The sequence below is a fragment of the Pseudacidovorax sp. DMC4 genome (assembly GCF_056314265.1).
In genome coordinates this window covers 156,794-175,065 of record NZ_JBQUYR010000016.1, presented here as the reverse complement: position 1 = coordinate 175,065, position 18,272 = coordinate 156,794, and the positions used below count along the sequence as shown (strand labels likewise).

The window sequence follows — 18,272 nt, the reverse complement described above, 5'->3', positions numbered from 1 at the left end:
GTGCTGCCGGCGCCGGCGGTGTTGTCCACCACGATGGTGGCGCCCAGGGCCTTCTGCATGGCCTCGGCCAGGTCGCGCGCCACCTTGTCGGTCGGGCCGCCGGCCGCGAAGGGCACGACGAAGGTGATGGTCTTGCCATCGGGGAAGTCGGCGGCCTGTGTGCCGAGGGCGAATGAGGCGGCCGCTGCCGCGGCGGCCAGGCGGAAGATGGGGGTCATGGTCGAGTCTCCTGATGTGAATGCGGATGCTGTGAGCGGCGGCAGGCCATGCGCACCTCAGCGCGGCGGCACGCGCGCCTCGACGGGCTGGGGCCGCCAGTCGAGCTGCAGGTGGCAGCCCGGCTTGCCGGCCGTGCCATAGCGCGGCTCCAGCCGGCGGCAGGCCTCGGCCAGCCCGGCGGGCGTGGGCTTGTCGCCGCGGTCGATCCAGGCGAGCAGCGCATCGAACAGGGCCGGGTATTCCGGGTCGCTCAGGTAGCTGTGCTCGCGCTCGTCGGCGAAGGTCTGCACCAGGTTCCCTTCGGTGCCTGCGGCGGTGCGGATGCGGCGGTAGGCATCCTCCAGCTCGACGAAGGCTGTCGGGTCGTGGATGGCATGCATCGTCACCGTGGGCAGCGAGGTGCGGCCGGTGGGCAGGCTGTCCGCCGCCAGGGCGCCCTGGGCCTGCGGGTCGGCCGCGTAGCGCAGCACGCCGGCGTTGAGCGCCTCGGCCTCGCCGGGCGGCGCGTCGTAGCGCACACCGACGTTGCCGAAAGGGTTGCGTCCACCCAGCCGCTTCTGCGTGAGGTCCTGGAACAGCCAGGTGGCCCAGTTGAGGTGGGCCACCAGCGTCCGCTCGGGAATCTTCACGGCCGTCAGGATGGTCTTGAGATGGGCCGCCTGCGCGGGCGAGCGCTGCGCCGCGGGCAGGCCGACGCCCGCGCAGTCGCGCACGCGCTGTGCGAGGTCCTGGCGCGTCAGCGTCGAATCCAGCGGCAGCCCCTGCCACAGCGGGTACTGCGGCTCCGAAGGCAGGGGATGGTTGCGGCACACGTACTGGTAGACCACCCGCAGGTCCAGGCGGAAGTCGTAGGCCGTGTTGCCGCCGCCCAGCACGCCGCTGGTCAGCACCAGGCCGTCGTAGGGGCTCTTGAGCCCGCCGGTCGGCGCATAGAGTTCGGCCGCCTTCGAGGCCACGCCGCCGCCATAGCTCTGGCCGTGCAGCAGCGTGCGGCGGGGTTGGCCGAAGCGGGCCACGAAGATGCGGCGCAGGCGTTCGGTGTCCTCGGCGGCCATGGTCACGCCGTAGCCGCCGCGGCGGTAGGTGGAGCCGGCCCAGGCATAGCCGGCCTTCACCGTGATGGCCCAGCGCGTCAGGTCCTCCTCGCTGCGCGAGAGCTTCGGCGGGCCGGTCTCGGGGCCGCCGTGTGCATGCATCACGAGCACGCGGTTCCAATCCCTGGGAATGGCGATCCAGTAGAAGGCGCCTGCGCCGTCGGCGCCGGTGTAGCAGCGCGCGTCCTGCGGCACGGCCTGGGGGCACGCGGCGGGCGACGGGCCTGTGGCGGCGGCCGGGCGGATGGCTTCGTCCGCATCCGCCCTGGCGGAGGCAGGAGCGGCGATGGACAGCAGGCTGGCGGTGCCGAGTACCGCCAGCAGCAAGGCCGGTCGGAAGATGGATGAGCAGTGCATCAGTGACGGACTCCAAGTTCGAGCGCCGCATTCGCGCCCGGATCGGCGACAAAGGCGAAGACGCCGCTGTTGTAGATCAGCTTGCCCGGCCGGCCCGTGCCCGCCGTGGCCACGCCGGGCACCGGCGTGTCGAAGACCAGCGTGGCGCTCGCGCTTCCCAGCTGCAGACTGGTGCCGGCGATGGCGGCGTCGCGGTTGTCGCCGTTGCTGCTGGCCGCGATGTAGCTGCCGTCGGCCGTGCCGGCAATCAGACTCTGCTGCGTGGCATGCACACGCATGCCGACATTGCCCGACCCATCGCGCACCAAGTGCAGCGGCACCGCGGCACCACCCACCAGGCCGATCACCATCGAGCCCGACAGGGTGCCGCCCGTGGTGGTGGCACCGCCGGTCGGCGCGGTGGTGTAGACGTCGAAGGCGCCGCGCGTGCCGTTGAAGCTGAGGTAGCCCTTCTCGGTCTGCGTGCAGTTGGCGTCGTAGACCATGAAGCCGCCGGTGGTGGCGTCGCGGCAGTACTGGAAGGTGCCCGCATTGCGCAGCCGCACCGCACCCGCATAGCCCGTCGCCGCGCCGGTGCCTGCCTGCTGCACGCCCGCCGCGTTGGAGATGGCGGCCACCGGGTTGAACACGGTGGGCGTGCTGCGGTTGTCGAAGGTGGTCTGGAAGGCCACGAGCGACGCGAAGCCACCGCCCACTGCTCGCGTGACACCGCCCGACAGCACCCCGCCCGGCGCGAAGGTGAACAGCGCCCCGCCCTCACCGCTCGTGTAACTGCACTGGCCCTGCGGCACCAGCGTGCCGCTGCGCTGCGTGCCGGCGGCGCGCTGGCTGCTGGCGTCGATGGTGACGGTGTAGGCCAGCGTGGCCGGGTCGATCTGCACCCGCAGCTCTTCACCGGCCATGTTGCCGCCCTTGTAGGTGGTGGCCGAGGCCGGCAGGTACTGGCATGCGAGCGGGTCGCCAACCTCGGTCACGCAGCTGTAGTTGACGGCGGCGTCCAGGCTGCCGCTGCCGCGGTACTTGGGCCAGGCCGGGAACTGGCACAGCGGCCGGGTGCGCCCGTAGCTGCCGGCCACGGTGTCCATGGCCACGGGCGTGGCCGGCGCCAGGCCCTTCTCCACCCAGGCCTCCAGCGCGCTGAGCGAATCCCAGCCCGGAATGAAGACGCCCGTGCCATGGCCCATGCCGGGCACGGTGTAGAAGCGCAGGCTTTGCGCCGCGGAGGCCGCGCCCACGGTAGCCACCACGCGGTTGTAGTAATCGATGGTGGAGTTGGGGCTGATCACCTCGTCGGCCAGGCCGTGCAGCATGATGAGCTTGCCGCCGCGCGCGAAGAAGGGCGCCAGGTTCGGGTCGGTCGCATCGGTCAGGGCCGACACGGTGGTCACGCGCGAGGTGAATGCGCCCGGCGCCAGCGGATCGAAGGTCAGCGAATCGAAGGCCGCGTCGCGGGTGACGAAGTACTTCACCCACTGGTCGCCCGTGACGTACATGTTGGCGTCGGCCGAGGTGGCCGGGTTGCCGGGCACGGGGCGCGTGCCCAGGTCGCGGGTGGTGTACGGGCCCGCCACCAGCGCGCCTTCGAGCAGGTTGTAGCCGCCGGCCCGCGTCACGCCATTGGCCAGCGCGTAGCTGCTGAAGTCCAGCGGCGACTCGATCGTGCGCACCGTGGCCAGTTGGGCGTCCGACAGGCAGCTGTCGCCCGCGTCCGTGCCGCCGGGGCAGCGCAGCGAGGCCAGGATGGCGCTGTTGAGCTGGCGGCAGCTCTCCACGTTGCTCACGATGCTGTCGGCCGCACCGTCCAGCCGGTCGCAGGCCTGCAGCACGGTGCGCTGCACCAGCAGCGTCTTGGCCACGTTCATCCAGCCCGCGCCGCCGTTGGCGTAGAGCGCACGACCCACGGCCACGTTCGACAGCCGCGTGCCGCTGTAGTTGAGCGCCGGCTCGTTGGCGATCACGCCGTCGTAGTCGGCCGGCCAGCGCTGGATGTAGGCCAGCGCATCGCGCCCGCCGGTCGAGGTGCCGAGGAAGTAGGCCTTCGTCGGCTTGCGGCCGTAGTAGGCCAGCACCAGCGCCTGGGCCACGTCGCGCGTCTTCTTGAGCGTGAGGCCGCCGTAGTTGGCGAGCTGCTCGTCGTTGGTGGCGAAGCGGCCGTCGGTGATGCTGCTGGACTGGTGGCCGGAGTCATCGCCATAGGTGGCATAGCCCATGGCCAGCGGCGCGGCCTGGTCTGTCGGGCCGAAGCGCACGGGCTCGGTGCCGTCGATCAGCCGGCCGTTGAAGCCACCGCCGCCGAACTGGATGGTCTTGCCGTTCCAGGCCAGCGGCAGGTTGACCGCGAACTGGATGGCCTGGGCGGAGGCGTCGACCGGCTGGATGCTGCCGCGCACCTGGCAATAGTCGCCCAGGGTGTTGGCGGGATCGGTGGCGGAGATGGCCACGGCCGTGGTGACCGTGGCGCCGCCCGTGGGCAGCGAGATGGCGCTGGCAGGCAGGCTGCGGCCGGCCAGCGCTGCACAGTCGACGGTGGGCGCGGCGGGTGGCGGGCTGGCCGGCGGGGGCGTTTCGTCCGGCGCCGGTGCGGCGGCCGGCGGTGAGGACGGCAGAAAGGCGAAGCCGGCACCCCCTCCACCGCCGCCCCCGCAGGCGGCGAGCGTCAGGACAAGACTGAAGGCGGCAGCCCGGGTGCGGGAGCGCGACGGAAGCGTGGAAGCGGTGCGGGGGCCCGGGGGCTGCATGGTGATCGGTCTCCTGTGGCGGCTCGAACGCGAGGGCCGCTCTGGTTGAAGGGAATGCGCGGCGCACGATAGGCAGGCTCCGACCTAGGGTCAAATAAAATAAAACGGCACTTTCGATACCAAAAAGATATGGAGACACGCGCACTGCGCTACTTCCTGGCCGTCGCCCAGACCGGCCACATGACGCGGGCGGCCGAGCAGTTGGGCATCCAGCAACCGCCGCTTTCCGTGCAGATCAAGGCGCTGGAGCGGCAGCTGGGCATGCCCCTGTTCCGCCGCCATCCGCGCGGCGTGGCGCTGACCGATGCCGGCCGCGCCTTCCAGGCCGAGGCTGAGCGGCTGATGCAGGACATGGCGGCCATGGAGGCCCGCATGGCACGGCTGGCGCGCGGCGAGGCCGGCGTGCTGTCGGTGGGCTTCACCAGCTCGGCCGCGGCCCACCGCTTCGTGCCGCAGGCGCTGCGCGAATTCCGCCGGCAATACCCTGATGTCGAACTGCAGATCAGCGAGAACAACGCGGCCGAGCTGACCGAGGCGCTGGCCGCCGGCCGGCTGCATGGCGGCCTGCTGCGTGTGCCGGTGGCGGCACCGCCGGGGCTGGTCTTCGAGACCCTTCTGCGCGAGCCGGTGCTGGCCGCCCTGCCCATCGAACATCCGCTGGCTGCAGGGCGGACGGCGGGTCGCGCGCTGTCGCTGGCCGAACTGTGTGCGCAGCCGCTGATCCTGGTGCGCCGGGCCGGGGCGCCCGGCCTCTATGCCGAACTGCTCTCGCTGGCGCATGCGCGCGGGCTGCGGCCGCAGGTGGTGGCCGAGGTGGAACGCATGATGAGCAACCTGAACCTGGTCGCCGCGGGCGTGGGCCTGTCGGTGGTACCGGCCTCGATGGAAGGCGTGCATGCCCATGCCATCGCCTACCTGCCCCTGGCCGATGCCGAGGCGCTCGACGCGCCGCTGACCCTGGTCTCCCGCGCGGACCAGGACAACCTGCCCGCGCAGCGCTTCACGGCACTGGTGCGGGCGCTGGCCGCGCAGGAGGCCCCGCCCGCAACGACCACGCCCCCGGCACGCACGTCGCCGCGCCGCACGAAGAAGGCGCTGCCATGAGGGCCCGGCACGCCACTGCGCACAGCAGGCGCAACGCGGACGACGCCGAAGGCGGCTCGCCGGGCGCGAGCGACCCCCTGCCTCGCCGCACCGTCGCCGCCGGCCTGGCCGCCTGCGCGCTGGGCCTCGTCGGCCCGCGTCACGCTGCCTTCGCCGACGAAATGCCCGACTGGCCGCGCCGTCCGCTGCGGCTGATCGTCGTCTACCCACCCGGCGGCGTGAGCGACGGCATGGCGCGTGCCCTGGCCGAGCCGCTGTCGCAGGCGCTGGGTGTGCCGGTGGTGGTCGACAACCGGGCCGGTGCCGGCGGCAGCGTGGGCCTGGCCCTGCTGTCCCGCGCGCCGGCCGACGGCCACACGCTGGCCTTCTCCGCTATCAGCCCGCTGACGCTGCAGCCCCTGATCGGCCCTGTGCCCTACGAGCCGCTGCGTGCCTTCGCGCCGGTGATCGGCGTGATGCACACGCCCGTGCTGGTGGTGGGCACGCCGGCCTTCGCGGGCCGGGGCTTCGAGGCCCTGATCGCCCAGGCCCGCCAGTCCCCCGGCCGGCTGCGCTGGGCCACCTCGGGCGTCGCCACCCTCGGCCACCTGGTGCTAGCCCAGGTGCGCGCCGTCAGCGGCACGGCCATCGTGCATGTGCCCTACCACGGCGGCGGGCCGCAGCTCACCGATGCCCTGGGCGGCCAGTTCGAGGTGCTGTCGACCAACGTGGCGGCGCAGCAGTTGCAGTACATCGCGGACGGCCGGCTGCAGGCGCTGGCCGTGGGCGCGCCGCGGCGCATCGACGCCCTGCCCGGTGTGCCCACGCTGGCCGAGCTGGGCTACCCGGACGCCAACCGCGACTCGCTCTTCGGGCTCTTCGCGCCCGCAGACACGCCTGCGCCGGTGGTGCAGCGGATCAACCGGGAAGTCGAGCGCCTGCTGCGGCAGGACGACACCCTGCGCCGCCGCCTGCGCGAGGCCCACAACCTGCCGGCCGGCGGCAGCGCCGAGGACTTCTTGCGCGAGATCGCCGCCGACCGGCGCCGCAACCGGGCGCTGGTGGCCGCACGGCCTGCCGCCTTCGACTAAGAAGGTGAGCGACCCGGGCGCGACGCCCGGTCAGCGGCGCCGGGCCGGGGCGGTGGTGCGCGGTGGAGGGGGCGGTTCGGCTGGCGTTGCCTGTGGCGCCGGTGCCGCTGGTGCCGGCGTTGACGGAGTTCCCGGCGCGGGATTTCCATAGCCGTTGAGGAACGCATCGATGGCGCGCCGTGCACAGGTCCGCAACTGGGTCCGGGTCCACTTCTGCTCGAAGCCCAGCATCCGGGGCAGCATCGTCTCCGCGTCGAGCAGTGCGCTCAGGTGCTGTGCGGCGGTGTGCGGATCGGACCGGCGCAGGCTGCCGCGCTGCATGTGCAGCTCCAGGAAGGCCGCCAGTTCCTGCCCGCCCTTCCTCGGTCCTTGCTCGTAGAACTGCCGGCCCACATCGCTGCGGCCCGCCTCGGCAATCACGGCGCGCAGCGCCTGGACGGCCTCGGGCGAGCAGGCGGCGATGAGGAACTTCTCTCCATAGCGGCGCAGCGCCGGCTCGAACTCGTCGTCTTCCTTGCCGAGCGCGTCGAAGATCGGCTCGAAGTGCGACTCCGCCGCGGCGATGGTCACGGCCACGAAGAGCTCGTCCTTGGAGCTGAAGTAGCCGTACAGCGTGGCCTTCGAACTCGCGGCCCGCGCCGCGATGTCCCCCATCGAGGCGCCCTCGAACCCCTTCTCGCGGAACACCTGCGATGCAGCCAGCAGCAGCATGTCTCGTTTGGCTTTGGTCTTGACCCTCAATTCGATTCCTTTTCCGAACTCACCCGTTCATTATTGGTTGACGAGCGAGGGTCGTCAAACTACATTGCGGTCTTAACGGTACCGTACGGTACGGTATTGAAAACTGAACTCACGGCCGGTGCCGCGCTTCCATGGAGGAAAAACAATGCGTCCCTCTCTCACATTCGTCTCGACCATCGCGGTCGCGCTGGCGTCCGCCTGCGTCCTGGTCGCCTGCGGCAAGCCGCCGGGCGGACCACCGCCCGCGGCCGGCATGCCGGAGGTGGGCGTCATCACGCTGCAGCCGCAGCGGCTGGCCGTCACCACCGAGCTTCCGGGCCGCACGTCCGCCTCGCTGGTGGCGGACGTCCGCCCGCAGGTGACCGGCATCGTCAAGGCACGCAAGTTCCGCGAGGGCGGCGACGTCAAGGCCGGCGAGACGCTCTACCAGATCGACCCCGCCACCTACCAGGCGCAGTACGACGCCAACGTCGCGGCGCTGGCCAAGGCGCGCGCCAGCCTGACCACCACCCGGCTCAAAGCCCAGCGCTACAAGGAACTGGTGGCCATCAAGGCGGTGAGCCAGCAGGACTACGACGATGCGGCCGCGGCGCTGGAACAGGGCGAGGCCGACGTGGCCTCCGCCAAGGCCAATGTCGAGACCAGCCGCATCAACCTGGCCTATGCGCGCATCGAGGCACCGATCTCCGGCCGCATCGGCAAGTCTTCCGTGACGCCCGGCGCCCTGGTCACCGCCAACCAGTCGACGGCGCTGGCCACCATCCAGCAGCTCGATCCGATCTACGTGGATGTCACCCAGTCCAGCGCCGACCTGCTTCAACTGCGCCAGGCCATGGCCCGCGGCGACCTGCAGACCGGCGCCGCCGGCGCCGCGCGCGTGCGGCTGCTGCTGGAGGACGGCAGCGACTATCCGCTGGAAGGCAAGCTGGAGTTCTCCGACATCACGGTCGACACCTCGACGGGTGCCATCACGCTGCGCGCCCTCTTCCCCAACCCGCAGGGCGTGCTGTTGCCCGGCATGTACGTGCGTGCCGTGCTCCAGCAGGGGGTAAAGAGCGACGCGCTGATGGTGCCGCAGCAGGCGGTGGTGCGCGACGGGGGCGGCCGGCCGATGGTCTATGTGGTCGGCGAGCAGCACAAGCTGCAGCGCCGCATGATCGAGACCGGCCGTGAGAGGGGCGACCAGTGGGTGGTCCGCTCGGGCCTGCAGGCCGGCGACGTGCTGGTGGTCGACGGGCTGCAGCGCGCCGCGCCCGGCGTGGAGGTCAAGACCACGCCGTGGACGGCTGCGCCCGCGCCCGCCGCCAAGGCGGCCTCGGCCCGCTGATCCCCGGGGAGCACCATGTCACGCTTCTTCATCGACCGCCCCATCTTCGCGTGGGTGCTGGCGATCCTGGTCATGCTGGGCGGGCTGCTGTCCGTCTTCACGCTGCCCATCGCGCAGTACCCGAGCATCGCGCCGCCCGCGATCTCCATTTCCGCCAACTATCCGGGCGCCTCCGCCAAGACGGTGGAAGACACCGTCACCCAGGTCATCGAGCAGAAGATGAAGGGCCTGGACCGCTTGAGCTACATGAGCTCGACCAGCGAGTCCACGGGCGCCGTCACCATCACGCTGACCTTCGAGAACGGCACCGACCCGGACACCGCCCAGGTGCAGGTCCAGAACAAGCTCTCGCTGGCCACGGCCCTGCTGCCGCAGGAAGTGCAGCAGCAGGGCGTGACGGTGTCCAAGGCCGTCACCAACTTCCTGACCGTGCTGGCCTTCACCTCGGAGGACGGCAGCATGACCGGCTCCGACCTCTCGGACTATGTCGCCGCCAACGTGCAGGACGCCATCAGCCGCGTGGAAGGCGTGGGCGACATCACGCTGTTCGGCTCGCAGTACGCCATGCGCGTCTGGCTGAACCCGGACAAGCTGGCCAGCTTCGGCCTCACGCCCCTGGACGTGCAGACCGCCATCCAGGCGCAGAACGCCCAGGTGTCCTCCGGCCAGATCGGCGGCCTGCCGGCCTCGGGCAACCAGCAGATCAATGCCACCATCACCTCGCAGACCCGCCTGAAGACGGCCGCCGAGTTCGAGGATGTGCTGCTGCGCACGCTGACCAACGGCGCCCAGGTGCGCCTGCGCGACGTCGCCCGCATCGAACTGGGCAGCGAGTCCTACGCCTCCACCGCCCGCTACAACGGCAAGCCGGCGGCCGGCCTGGCGATCAAGCTGGCCACCGGCGCCAACGCACTCGACACCATCCGGGCCATCGACACGCGCATGGCGGAGCTGTCCAAGTTCTTCCCGGCGGGCATGAAGGTGCAGAAGCCCTACGACACCACGCCCTTCGTGCGCATCTCCATCGAGGAGGTGGTCAAGACGCTGGCCGAGGCCGTGGTGCTGGTGTTCCTGGTCATGTACCTGTTCCTGCAGAACTTCCGGGCCACGCTGATTCCCACGATCGCGGTGCCGGTGGTGCTGCTGGGCACCTTCGGCGTGCTGGCCGTCTTCGGCTTCACGATCAACACGCTGACCATGTTCGCGATGGTGCTGGCCATCGGCCTGCTGGTGGACGACGCCATCGTGGTGGTCGAGAACGTCGAGCGGGTCATGAGCGAGGAGCACCTGTCGCCCAAGGAGGCCGCGCGCAAGTCCATGGGGCAGATCACCGGCGCCCTGGTGGGCGTGGCGCTGGTGCTGGCGGCGGTGTTCGTGCCCATGGCCTTCTTCGGCGGCTCGGTCGGCGTGATCTACCGCCAGTTCTCCATCACCATCGTGTCGGCCATGACGCTGTCGGTGCTGGTGGCCATGGTGCTCACGCCCGCGCTGTGCGCCACGCTGCTCAAGCCCGTGGCGGGCGATCATGCGCTGGCCACCAAGGGCTTCTTCGGCTGGTTCAACCGCACCTTCGATCGCGGCCAGCGCGGCTATCAGGGCGTGGTGCGCCATGTGCTGCGCAAGGGCTGGCGCTACATGGTGCTGTACGCCGTGATGACGGCGGCCGTGGTGGCCGTGTTCCTGAAGGTGCCGGCGGGCTTCCTGCCGGACGAGGACCAAGGCTCGGCCTTCATCCTGGTGCAGTTGCCGCCCGGCGCCACCAGCGCGCGGACCGACGAGGTGCTGCGCAAGGTGGAACATCACCTGCTCGTCGACCAGAAGGATGCGGTCGACGGCGTGTTCTCGGTCAACGGCTTCAGCTTTGCCGGCAGCGGCCAGAGCACCGGCATGGCCTTCGTCAAGCTCAAGCCGTGGGACGAACGCCAGGGCGAGGCGCTGAGCGTCTCGGCCGTGACGACCAAGGCGACGATGTACTTCAACACGCTGCGTGGCGCACGGGTCTTCGCCTTCTCGCCGCCCGCCGTGGCCGAGCTGGGCAACGCCACCGGCTTCGACCTGATGCTGCAGGACCGAGCCAACCTCGGCCACGACGCCCTGATGAAGGCGCGCAACCAGTTGCTGGGCGAACTGTCCGCCGACAAGCGCCTGGTGGCGGTGCGGCCCAACGGGCAGGAGGACGCGCCGGAGCTGCGGCTCGACATCGATCCGCACAAGGCCCAGGCCCTGGGCCTGTCCATCGCCGACATCAACAGCACGCTGTCCACCGCCTGGGGCAGCAGCTACGTCAACGACTTCCTCGACCGTGGCCGTGTGAAGAAGGTGATGCTGCAGGCCGATGCCCCCTACCGCATGCAGCCCGGCGACATCGACCGCTGGTACGTGCGCAACGCCAGCGGCGCCATGGTGCCCTTCTCTGCCTTCGCCACGGCACGCTGGACCAGCGGCTCGCCACGGCTGGAGCGCTACAACGGCTTCCCGTCGAGCGAGATCCTGGGCATGGCGCTGCCGGGCACCGCGTCCAGCGGCGAGGCGCTGGCCATCGTCGAGCAGGCCGTGGCCAAACTGCCGCCGGGCTTCGGCTTCGAATGGACCGGCATCTCACGCCAGGAGAAGGCGTCGAGCGGCCAGACCGGGCTGCTGTACGGGCTGTCGATCCTCTTCGTCTTCCTGTGCCTGGCAGCGCTGTACGAGAGCTGGGCGATCCCGCTGTCCGTGATCATGGTGGTGCCGCTGGGGCTGCTGGGAACGCTGGCGGCCGCCCTGCTCACCTGGAAGATGAACGACGTGTACTTCCAGGTCGGCCTGCTCACCACCATCGGCCTGGCGTCGAAGAACGCCATCCTGATCGTGGAATTCGCCAAGGACCTGCATGCCCGTGGCGCCAGTCTGGTCGACGCCGCCCTCGAAGGCGCACGGCTGCGCCTGCGGCCGATCCTGATGACCTCGCTGGCCTTCATCCTGGGCGTGCTGCCGCTGGTGTTCGGCCACGGTGCCGGCGCCGGCGCGCAGAACGCGCTGGGCACGGCAGTGGTGGGCGGCATGGTCTCGGGCACCGTGCTCGCGATCCTCTTCGTGCCGCTGTTCTTCGTGGTGGTGCTGGGCACGGTGGAACGCCGTGGCCCACGCCATCCATCCCCTCAACCCGTTGCCGGTGCCCTGCCGGCCGAAGGAACCTGAGATGCGCCGCATCGCCTTCACCCTCGCCCCCGTGGCGTTGGCCGCGGCCCTGGCCGGCTGCAGCCTGATGCCGGCCTACGAGCGGCCCGCCCTTCCCGTGCAGGACGCCTACGCCGGGGACGCCGGCGCCGCCGGCACCGCTGCCGAGCAGGCCGTGGCCGACATCGGCTGGCGCGACGTGTTCCGCTCGCCGCAATTGCAGCAGCTCATCGCCATGAGCCTGGCCAACAACCGCGACCTGCGCGTCGCGGTGCTCAACATCGAGAAGGCCCGCGCCCAGTACCAGGTGCAGGATGCGGCGCGTCTGCCCACGGTCAGCGCGACGGCCAGCGGCACCGGCAGCCGCACGCCGGCCGACCTGTCCTCGACGGGCGATGCGCTGATCGCCCACCAGTCCAGCGTGTCGCTGGGCATCAGCGCCTACGAGCTGGACCTGTTCGGCCGCGTGCGCAGCCTGAGCGCACAGGCGCTGCAGGAGTTCCTGTCGACCAGCGAGGCCCGGCGTGCCACGCAGGTGACGCTGGTGTCCGAGGTGGCCACCGCCTATCTGACGCTCGCCGCCGACCAGGACCGGCTGACCCTGGCACGCCAGACCCTGGCGGACCAGAGCGAGGCGCTCGCCCTGCAACGGCGCCTGCAGGACCTCGGCCAGGCCTCCGCGCTCACCGTCAGCCAGGCACGCACCAGCGTGGAAACCGCCCGCGTCGACGTCGAAAGCTACACCTCGCAGGTGGCGCAGGACCGCAACGCGCTGGTGTTGCTGATCGGCGCGCCGGTGCCCGACGCGCTGCTGCCCGATTCGCTCCTGGCTGCGGCCGACCTGACCGAAGGGCAGCTCGCGACCATCCCGCCCGGCCTGCCCTCGCAGTTGCTGCAGCGCCGGCCCGACATCGTGGAGGCCGAGCACGACCTCAAGGCCGCCAATGCGTACATCGGCGCCGCCCGTGCGGCCTTCTACCCGCGCATCAGCCTGACGGCCTCGGCCGGCACGGCCAGCAGCGAACTGTCGCACCTGTTCAAGGCCGGCTCGGGCGCCTGGACCTTCGCGCCCCAGATCAGCGTGCCCATCTTCGATGCGGGCACCAACCGCGCCAATCTGGCCGCGGCCAAGGCAAGCCGCGACATCGCCCAGGCCCAGTACGAGAAGGCGATCCAGACCGCCTTCCGCGAGGTGTCGGATGCACTCGTGCAACGCGGCGCGTTGTCGCGTCAACTCGACGCCCAGCGCGCGCTGGTGGAGGCCAACGCCGACAGCTACCGCCTCTCGCAGGCCAGGTTCAAGGCCGGCGTGGACAGCCACCTGACCGTGCTGAGCTCGCAGCTGTCGCTCTACGCCGCACAGCAGAACCTCATCGGCACGCAGCTGTCGCAGATGACGAACCTGGTGACCTTCTACCGCACGCTGGGGGGTGGCTGGTCGGAGCGCTCCGAGCCCGTGGTGGCGCAGGCGCCGCGCTGAAGCCGGGTGCCGTCGCCCCGGCCCGTGGCGTGCCGCTCGCCTCAGAACGCCACGTTGAGGGTCGCGCGCACGCCATTGCTCCTGGCGCGGCTGGCAAGCTGACCGGTGTAGGCGAGGCGGAGCGAGACATTTGTCTGGACCTTCGTGGACAGTCCCGCCTCGATCACTGCAGCATCCTTGACGATCGGCAGGCCGGAGATGCCGAATGCGTTGGAACCCGCGAAGTTCAACGTGCTTCCCAGGTCGGTATCGCCCCACGCATGCCGCCACGCGACCGAGCCGCTGACCGTCAGCGTGCGATTGCCGAGGGTGAAGTCGTTCGCGCCACGCAGGCCCAGGGTCGAGTAGGTCACATCATCATGGCCGCTGCTCGCCGTCAGCGCGGAAAGTCCGCCCCTTTCGGTAAAACCTTCGCTATGTACCCTCATATAGGCAAGGCCGGCGAAGGGCTCCACCTGGGCCGAACCGACATCGATGCGATAGCCCACATCGCCAAAGGCCTGCAAGACACCGGCGTGGTACGCGCCCGAGAGCCGATCGGCGAAGCCGGTGAAGGCAACGTTCCGCTGGGTGCTGACGTCGCTCCAGGTGTACGTGGTCCCGACGCGGATGCCGAGCGCGCCGAGCTGCGTGCCGCCGTAGCTGCCCAGGGTGTAGTTGTCGGATGAGCCGGTGGCATTGCGACCGTCCGTGTCGTAGGTGGCGCGGCTGTAACCCGCCAGCAGACCGAAGCGGGCGCCATCCAGGATGCGCACATCCCCGCCGATGACGAAGCCACTGGTGTCATGGGTGAGCGATGCCGCATTGCCATTGCCGTCGGCATGACCCCAGCTGCCATGGCTGTTCGCCCACACGGTGAGCCCGTTGGCGCCCCCGGTGGCGGCGGTCGGTCCCGCCTGTGGGGCGACGCCGCCGAAAGCCGAGGACAAACGCTCGATGGCCGCGAGCCGCACCAGTCGGCTGTCCTCGATCATCGCGCCCTTGATGGTCGAATAGAGATCGCCAGAAAGCTGATCGAAGGCCACGCGCGCTTCCGCGTCGGTCTGGAGATTCCCGATGGCCGCTCGAAGGGCGCCGTGCGTCGGCAGGCTCTGCAGACCCGCCGCGGTTGCTGCCTGGTTTGCAGTCGCAGCGGCGCTTGCGAAGGTGCGGGTCTGCTTCGCTTCGAGATAGACGTGATTGGCGTCGTAGTCGGCCGCCAGTGCGTAGAAGGCGGAAATCGCCGTGTCGCCGGTCAGCGTGTAGGTGCCGGTCACCCCGCCGTTGGCGGTCAGCACCGTGTATCGATCATCGAGCGCGTAGGCGCCGGACGACCCGTATTTCCGCACGTTGAGGATCGCCCCGTTGTCGATTGCAGCCGTGCCGTTGATCGCGATGCGGTCGGACGTCGCGCTGCCGGGGATCACCTCGGCGTCGTACGTCGCGCCGCCGGCCTGGTGGTAGTTGCCTGCAACCGAGAGGGTTCCAGGGCTGTTGCCCGGGGCGATGGTCGAGCCGGAAAGCGCTGTCAGGCTCCCCACGGTGCCGGAACCCGAGAGCCTGGCACCCGGCTGCACCTGCACGGCCGAAGCCGCGATCGACCCGTTCACCTTGAGCTCGCCGGCGGCAATGATCGTCGCACCGCTGAAGGAGGACGAGTCGCTGGTCAGGTCCAATGTGCCGGCCCCTGTCTTCGTCAGCGTGCCGTTGCCGGAGATGACATTGCCGAAGGTCGCATTCGCCGCCTGGTCGAGCACCAGCGCGGCGTTGTCGACGATGGCCCCGGTGCCGAAGCTGGTCGCCGTCCCGGTCAGCGTTCCACCCGAGAGGGTGGTGCCGCCGGCGTAGGTGTTGTTGCCGGTGAAGGTGTTCTCGCCGCTCGACACGATCACCTGCCCATTGCCGACGATGTCCGGCGCAAGGACGTAGCCGGCCGTGGTGTGATTCAGCACCAGCCGGCTGTCGCCGTCACCGAGCACGATCTGGGCGGCGTCGATGGTGCCGGCGGCCGCAGCGGCCTCGCCCGCGGCCGCGCCGATGTTGAGCACGCCCGTCGAACCCGCCAGGTAGCCCACCTTCACCGCCGCGGCATGGATCTGCGCGCCGTCGGACAGCGTCAGTTCGCCCTTGCCTTCTGCCCCGACGTAGAGATTGCTGTCCATCCGGATCTGCGAGCCGCTGCCGCTGAGCGTCACCTTGCCCTCGGATCCGGCTTCGTTGCCGATGTAAAGCCGATAGCCGGTCACGGAGCCGCCGTCGGTCACGCTGAGGGTGCCGCGGCCGAGTCGACCGACATTCATGTAGCCGGAATAGGCGATGCTGTCGTCGACGACCGCCGACCAGTCCGAGCCTGCTCCGGAAACGCTCATCGATCCAGTGGAGCCGGCCAGGTCGCCCAGCGTCCCCTGCAGCGCCCGGATACGGCCGCCCTCGCCGAGATCGACGGTGGCGGTCGAGCCCGCTTCATAGCCGGCGATGAACGAGCCGGACAGAGCCAGCGCAGATCCCGCGCCCGTGACTTCGAGACGCGAATTGGATCCGTCCAATGTCGCCACATAGCCGCCGACGGCGCTGACGCTGCCGCCATCCTTGATCGTGAGCGTGCCCTGTCCGGCATTGCCGACATAGAGGTTGCCTGTGCTGGCCCAACTGCTGCCGGCTCCGGAAACCAGCGCCTGGCCAGTGCCGGTGGCGTCGGTGCCGATCGTCGTATTGCCCGATGTCACCGAACCACCGTTGAGGATCGACAGCGACCCGGTGCCGCCGACGCCGATGTCCAGATTGCCCGAACCCAGTTGCCAGCGGGATCCGGGGCCATCGACGACGACGGTGCCCGAACTGCCGCTGGCATGGCCGACTTGCGCCGACGCGCTGGTCACGGTTCCTGCCGCCGTGATGTTCACGAGGCCGGTTCCGCCTTCGCCGATGAAAAGTGCGCCGGTGTTCGTCCAGCTTCCGCCGGAGACCCGGATCGACCCCGAAGCACCGGCGTTGTAGCCCAGCGTGACGGACCCGGAGTTCAAGGTGCCAGCGACGTTCAGGTTGCCGGTGTTGACAATGCCGATCAGGAGCGCGTCGACCGTCCCCGTTTCACCGGACTGGATCTGCGGGCCAGCCGAATCGATACGCGCCGAATCGGCGGACCCGGGGTGATGGTTGTCCCACACCCAGTTGCTGTCGAGAAACCAATTGCCGCTGGCGGGACCATTCCAGTAGACGCTGTCCGCATGCGCGGCCTGCCCCAGCAGCGCACCCCAGACAGCCAATGCAATGCAACTGGCCGATGCCTGAAATGGCGGGCGACCGCCGCGCTGGAAATTCGACCTCTTGACGATGATCCTGTTCGACATGCCCGCTTCCTGTTCTCGATGCTGAAGAGTCCGGAAGCGTGGCGTGGACTCGGGATGGAAGCCCGGCTGTGCTGTCTTGTTGCGGCTGTCCGAAACCACACGTCCGAAGATGAGTGGCCCGCAGAATACGCACGCCGCGGAAGCACTTTCTTTTGCGTCCGCAGGGAAAACTTTGTCTTTGACATTTATGACGGAACCACTGACAGCGCCTCCCACATCGCAACGCAAGGCGGGGGCCACGGCCCCAGGTCACGCGGCAGGAAACGCGAGACCAGGCAACATGGCCCGCTTCACCTGGGGACGCTTCTCGCAGTTGGCCGAGGTGCTCGGTCTGAACGAAACCGGCGTAGTCGTGGATCGCCGGCGCAATGCCGAGTTCGGCACGCTGGATCTGGGGGCCGACGCAGGCCAGGGCACCCTCGAATACCTGCACACGCCCGACATGCGCGTCGTCGTCTCCCACTGCACATTCGGAACGGGCAGGCGTTATGAGATCGCCGACGACGGGTTCATCCGCTTTCATTTCGGAAGCGAGCTGTCCGTTCAGACCTGGCTGCGAGATGATCCGTTCGGTGACATCGCGGACAGCCCCGCTGGTGTGTTGATCGCACGCCCGGATCAGGTGATGCAGGAGTGCATCGCGGCGCAGAAGCGCCAGAGCTTCATCAGCATTGCCGTTCGGCCGGAATGGCTCCCCGCTCAGTTCGGTGTTCAGCTGCCGGATCAGCTTCGATGGGAGGAGGCGGCGCACACACCGGGCGCACACCATCATCCCGTCCGGTATGGGCCCGAATTGCGACAGACGGCCAGCGAATTGATCGCTCGACGGCTCCCCCAGGAGTTGCGATCCGCATTCGTCGCCATCAAGGCCCAGGAGATGCTCGTTCTCGCCCTGGGCGATCTGGTCAGTGCCCCACAGCAGCGTCCTGGCCGCATGAACGAACGCGATCTCGCCGCCATCCGGTCGGCCAGGGAAATACTGACCCGATCCATCGCCGCTGCACCCGACATCCCCAGGCTCAGCCGACGCGTGGGCATCAATCGGACCAAGCTTTTCTACGGCTTCAAGCAGATGTACGGCATGTCCGTCACCGCGTTCATGCACAGGCAACGCATGGACGAGGCCCACCGCCTTCTCGTCGACACCGACATGTCGATCTCCAGCATCGCCACGGCCGTCGGCTACAGGCACGCCTGCAACTTCTCAACCCGCTTCAAGGCGCATTTCGATTGCTCGCCAGGCGATTGCCGGGCGCGGGGCCGGGGCCAGTCCGGCCAGTCCTAGGGATGCTCCTCGCGAATGCGGACACCCTGGGCATCTGCGAAGGTTGTCGATCGCTTCGCGAAGCGCATCCCTAGGCTGCGCGCTTGAGCGTGATGGCCTTTTCCGGGCAGGCGGCCACGCAGGCCCCACAGGCCTGGCAGGCGTCGGCATTGGGCGTGAACGCGGTGCGCCGCCCATGCGCCCAGAGCTTGAACTTGATGAGCGCCGGCATCTGGGCAAACACGTCGTCCGGCAGGCGCCCGACCTCGAACACGTCGAAGGGGCACACGGTGACGCAGTCGCCCTTGCCTTCGCATCGGCGGGCATCGACGACCGGCACGATCGTCCCGGGACTGGCCTTGCAATCGGCGGCTTCTTTCTGGCGTGGCATGA

The 18,272-nt window shown here is 69.6% G+C and carries 11 protein-coding genes and 1 pseudogene; 6 read left to right on the top strand and 6 right to left on the bottom strand.

The window, feature by feature from the left end; translation table 11 throughout:
• The 3 genes and pseudogenes from ACT54X_RS25140 to ACT54X_RS25130 form a co-directional block, all read right to left on the bottom strand.
• Nucleotides 1–218: pseudogene (locus ACT54X_RS25140) on the bottom strand (tripartite tricarboxylate transporter substrate binding protein BugD); the annotation flags it as partial.
• Nucleotides 219–275: 57 nt separating this feature from the next.
• Complete coding sequence (locus tag ACT54X_RS25135) at nucleotides 276–1,670, bottom strand: alpha/beta hydrolase family protein (protein WP_294368921.1); 1,395 nt, start codon at nucleotides 1,668–1,670, stop codon at nucleotides 276–278.
• The gene (locus ACT54X_RS25130) at nucleotides 1,670–4,408 is read right to left on the bottom strand and encodes a tannase/feruloyl esterase family alpha/beta hydrolase (RefSeq protein ID WP_476349260.1); all 2,739 of its coding nucleotides are present in this window, start codon (nucleotides 4,406–4,408) and stop codon (nucleotides 1,670–1,672) included. The genes ACT54X_RS25135 and ACT54X_RS25130 overlap by 1 nt, the downstream gene beginning before the upstream one ends.
• A 129-nt stretch (nucleotides 4,409–4,537) precedes the next feature.
• Here ACT54X_RS25130 and ACT54X_RS25125 point away from each other — a divergent pair, with 129 nt between their 5' ends.
• Together ACT54X_RS25125 and ACT54X_RS25120 are read left to right on the top strand one after the other, a co-directional pair.
• Complete coding sequence (locus ACT54X_RS25125; protein WP_294368927.1) at nucleotides 4,538–5,512, top strand: LysR substrate-binding domain-containing protein; 975 nt, start codon at nucleotides 4,538–4,540, stop codon at nucleotides 5,510–5,512.
• Nucleotides 5,509–6,582 carry a Bug family tripartite tricarboxylate transporter substrate binding protein gene (locus ACT54X_RS25120; RefSeq protein ID WP_294368929.1) on the top strand — a complete coding sequence of 358 codons (1,074 nt, stop codon included), beginning with the start codon at nucleotides 5,509–5,511 and terminating at the stop codon, nucleotides 6,580–6,582. Before ACT54X_RS25125 ends, ACT54X_RS25120 begins: the two co-directional genes overlap by 4 nt.
• Nucleotides 6,583–6,612: 30 nt before the next feature.
• Here the strand turns inward: ACT54X_RS25120 and ACT54X_RS25115 are convergent, their stop codons facing one another.
• A complete protein-coding gene (locus ACT54X_RS25115; protein WP_476349257.1) occupies nucleotides 6,613–7,323 on the bottom strand; it encodes a TetR/AcrR family transcriptional regulator in 711 nt (236 codons plus the stop codon).
• A gap of 145 nt (nucleotides 7,324–7,468) precedes the next feature.
• Here ACT54X_RS25115 and ACT54X_RS25110 point away from each other — a divergent pair, with 145 nt between their 5' ends.
• From ACT54X_RS25110 to ACT54X_RS25100, 3 genes are read left to right on the top strand one after another with little or no spacing between them, the layout of a single operon-like run.
• A complete protein-coding gene (locus tag ACT54X_RS25110) occupies nucleotides 7,469–8,650 on the top strand; it encodes an efflux RND transporter periplasmic adaptor subunit (protein ID WP_476349256.1) in 1,182 nt (393 codons plus the stop codon).
• 15 nt (nucleotides 8,651–8,665) lie between these two features.
• Complete coding sequence (locus ACT54X_RS25105) at nucleotides 8,666–11,827, top strand: efflux RND transporter permease subunit (RefSeq protein ID WP_294368937.1); 3,162 nt, start codon at nucleotides 8,666–8,668, stop codon at nucleotides 11,825–11,827.
• Between the two features lies 1 nt (nucleotide 11,828).
• Entirely contained in the window at nucleotides 11,829–13,286 is a 1,458-nt protein-coding gene (locus tag ACT54X_RS25100) for an efflux transporter outer membrane subunit (RefSeq protein ID WP_294368939.1), read from the top strand.
• A gap of 41 nt (nucleotides 13,287–13,327) precedes the next feature.
• Here ACT54X_RS25100 and ACT54X_RS25095 read toward each other — a convergent pair whose 3' ends face one another.
• Entirely contained in the window at nucleotides 13,328–16,615 is a 3,288-nt protein-coding gene (locus tag ACT54X_RS25095; RefSeq protein WP_476349253.1) for an autotransporter domain-containing protein, read from the bottom strand.
• Between the two features lie 280 nt (nucleotides 16,616–16,895).
• On the opposite strand from ACT54X_RS25095, the gene ACT54X_RS25090 reads away from it, so the two are divergent.
• Nucleotides 16,896–17,900 carry a helix-turn-helix domain-containing protein gene (locus tag ACT54X_RS25090; RefSeq protein WP_476349251.1) on the top strand — a complete coding sequence of 335 codons (1,005 nt, stop codon included), beginning with the start codon at nucleotides 16,896–16,898 and terminating at the stop codon, nucleotides 17,898–17,900.
• A gap of 70 nt (nucleotides 17,901–17,970) precedes the next feature.
• On the opposite strand, the gene ACT54X_RS25085 is transcribed toward ACT54X_RS25090, so the two are convergent.
• Entirely contained in the window at nucleotides 17,971–18,270 is a 300-nt protein-coding gene (locus tag ACT54X_RS25085) for a 4Fe-4S dicluster domain-containing protein (protein WP_294368948.1), read from the bottom strand.
• Between the last annotated feature and the right edge of the window lie 2 nt (nucleotides 18,271–18,272).

Bases quoted from the DNA above. Each gene is read 5' to 3' on its own strand.
- ACT54X_RS25135 (WP_294368921.1), bottom strand. From the start codon at position 1,670: ATGCACTGCTCATCCATCTTCCGACCGGCCTTGCTGCTGGCGGTACTC.
- ACT54X_RS25130 (WP_476349260.1), bottom strand. From the start codon at position 4,408: ATGCAGCCCCCGGGCCCCCGCACCGCTTCCACGCTTCCGTCGCGCTCC.
- ACT54X_RS25125 (WP_294368927.1), top strand. From the start codon at position 4,538: ATGGAGACACGCGCACTGCGCTACTTCCTGGCCGTCGCCCAGACCGGC.
- ACT54X_RS25120 (WP_294368929.1), top strand. From the start codon at position 5,509: ATGAGGGCCCGGCACGCCACTGCGCACAGCAGGCGCAACGCGGACGAC.
- ACT54X_RS25110 (WP_476349256.1), top strand. From the start codon at position 7,469: ATGCGTCCCTCTCTCACATTCGTCTCGACCATCGCGGTCGCGCTGGCG.
- ACT54X_RS25105 (WP_294368937.1), top strand. From the start codon at position 8,666: ATGTCACGCTTCTTCATCGACCGCCCCATCTTCGCGTGGGTGCTGGCG.
- ACT54X_RS25100 (WP_294368939.1), top strand. From the start codon at position 11,829: ATGCGCCGCATCGCCTTCACCCTCGCCCCCGTGGCGTTGGCCGCGGCC.
- ACT54X_RS25095 (WP_476349253.1), bottom strand. From the start codon at position 16,615: ATGTCGAACAGGATCATCGTCAAGAGGTCGAATTTCCAGCGCGGCGGT.
- ACT54X_RS25090 (WP_476349251.1), top strand. From the start codon at position 16,896: ATGGCCCGCTTCACCTGGGGACGCTTCTCGCAGTTGGCCGAGGTGCTC.
- ACT54X_RS25085 (WP_294368948.1), bottom strand. From the start codon at position 18,270: ATGCCACGCCAGAAAGAAGCCGCCGATTGCAAGGCCAGTCCCGGGACG.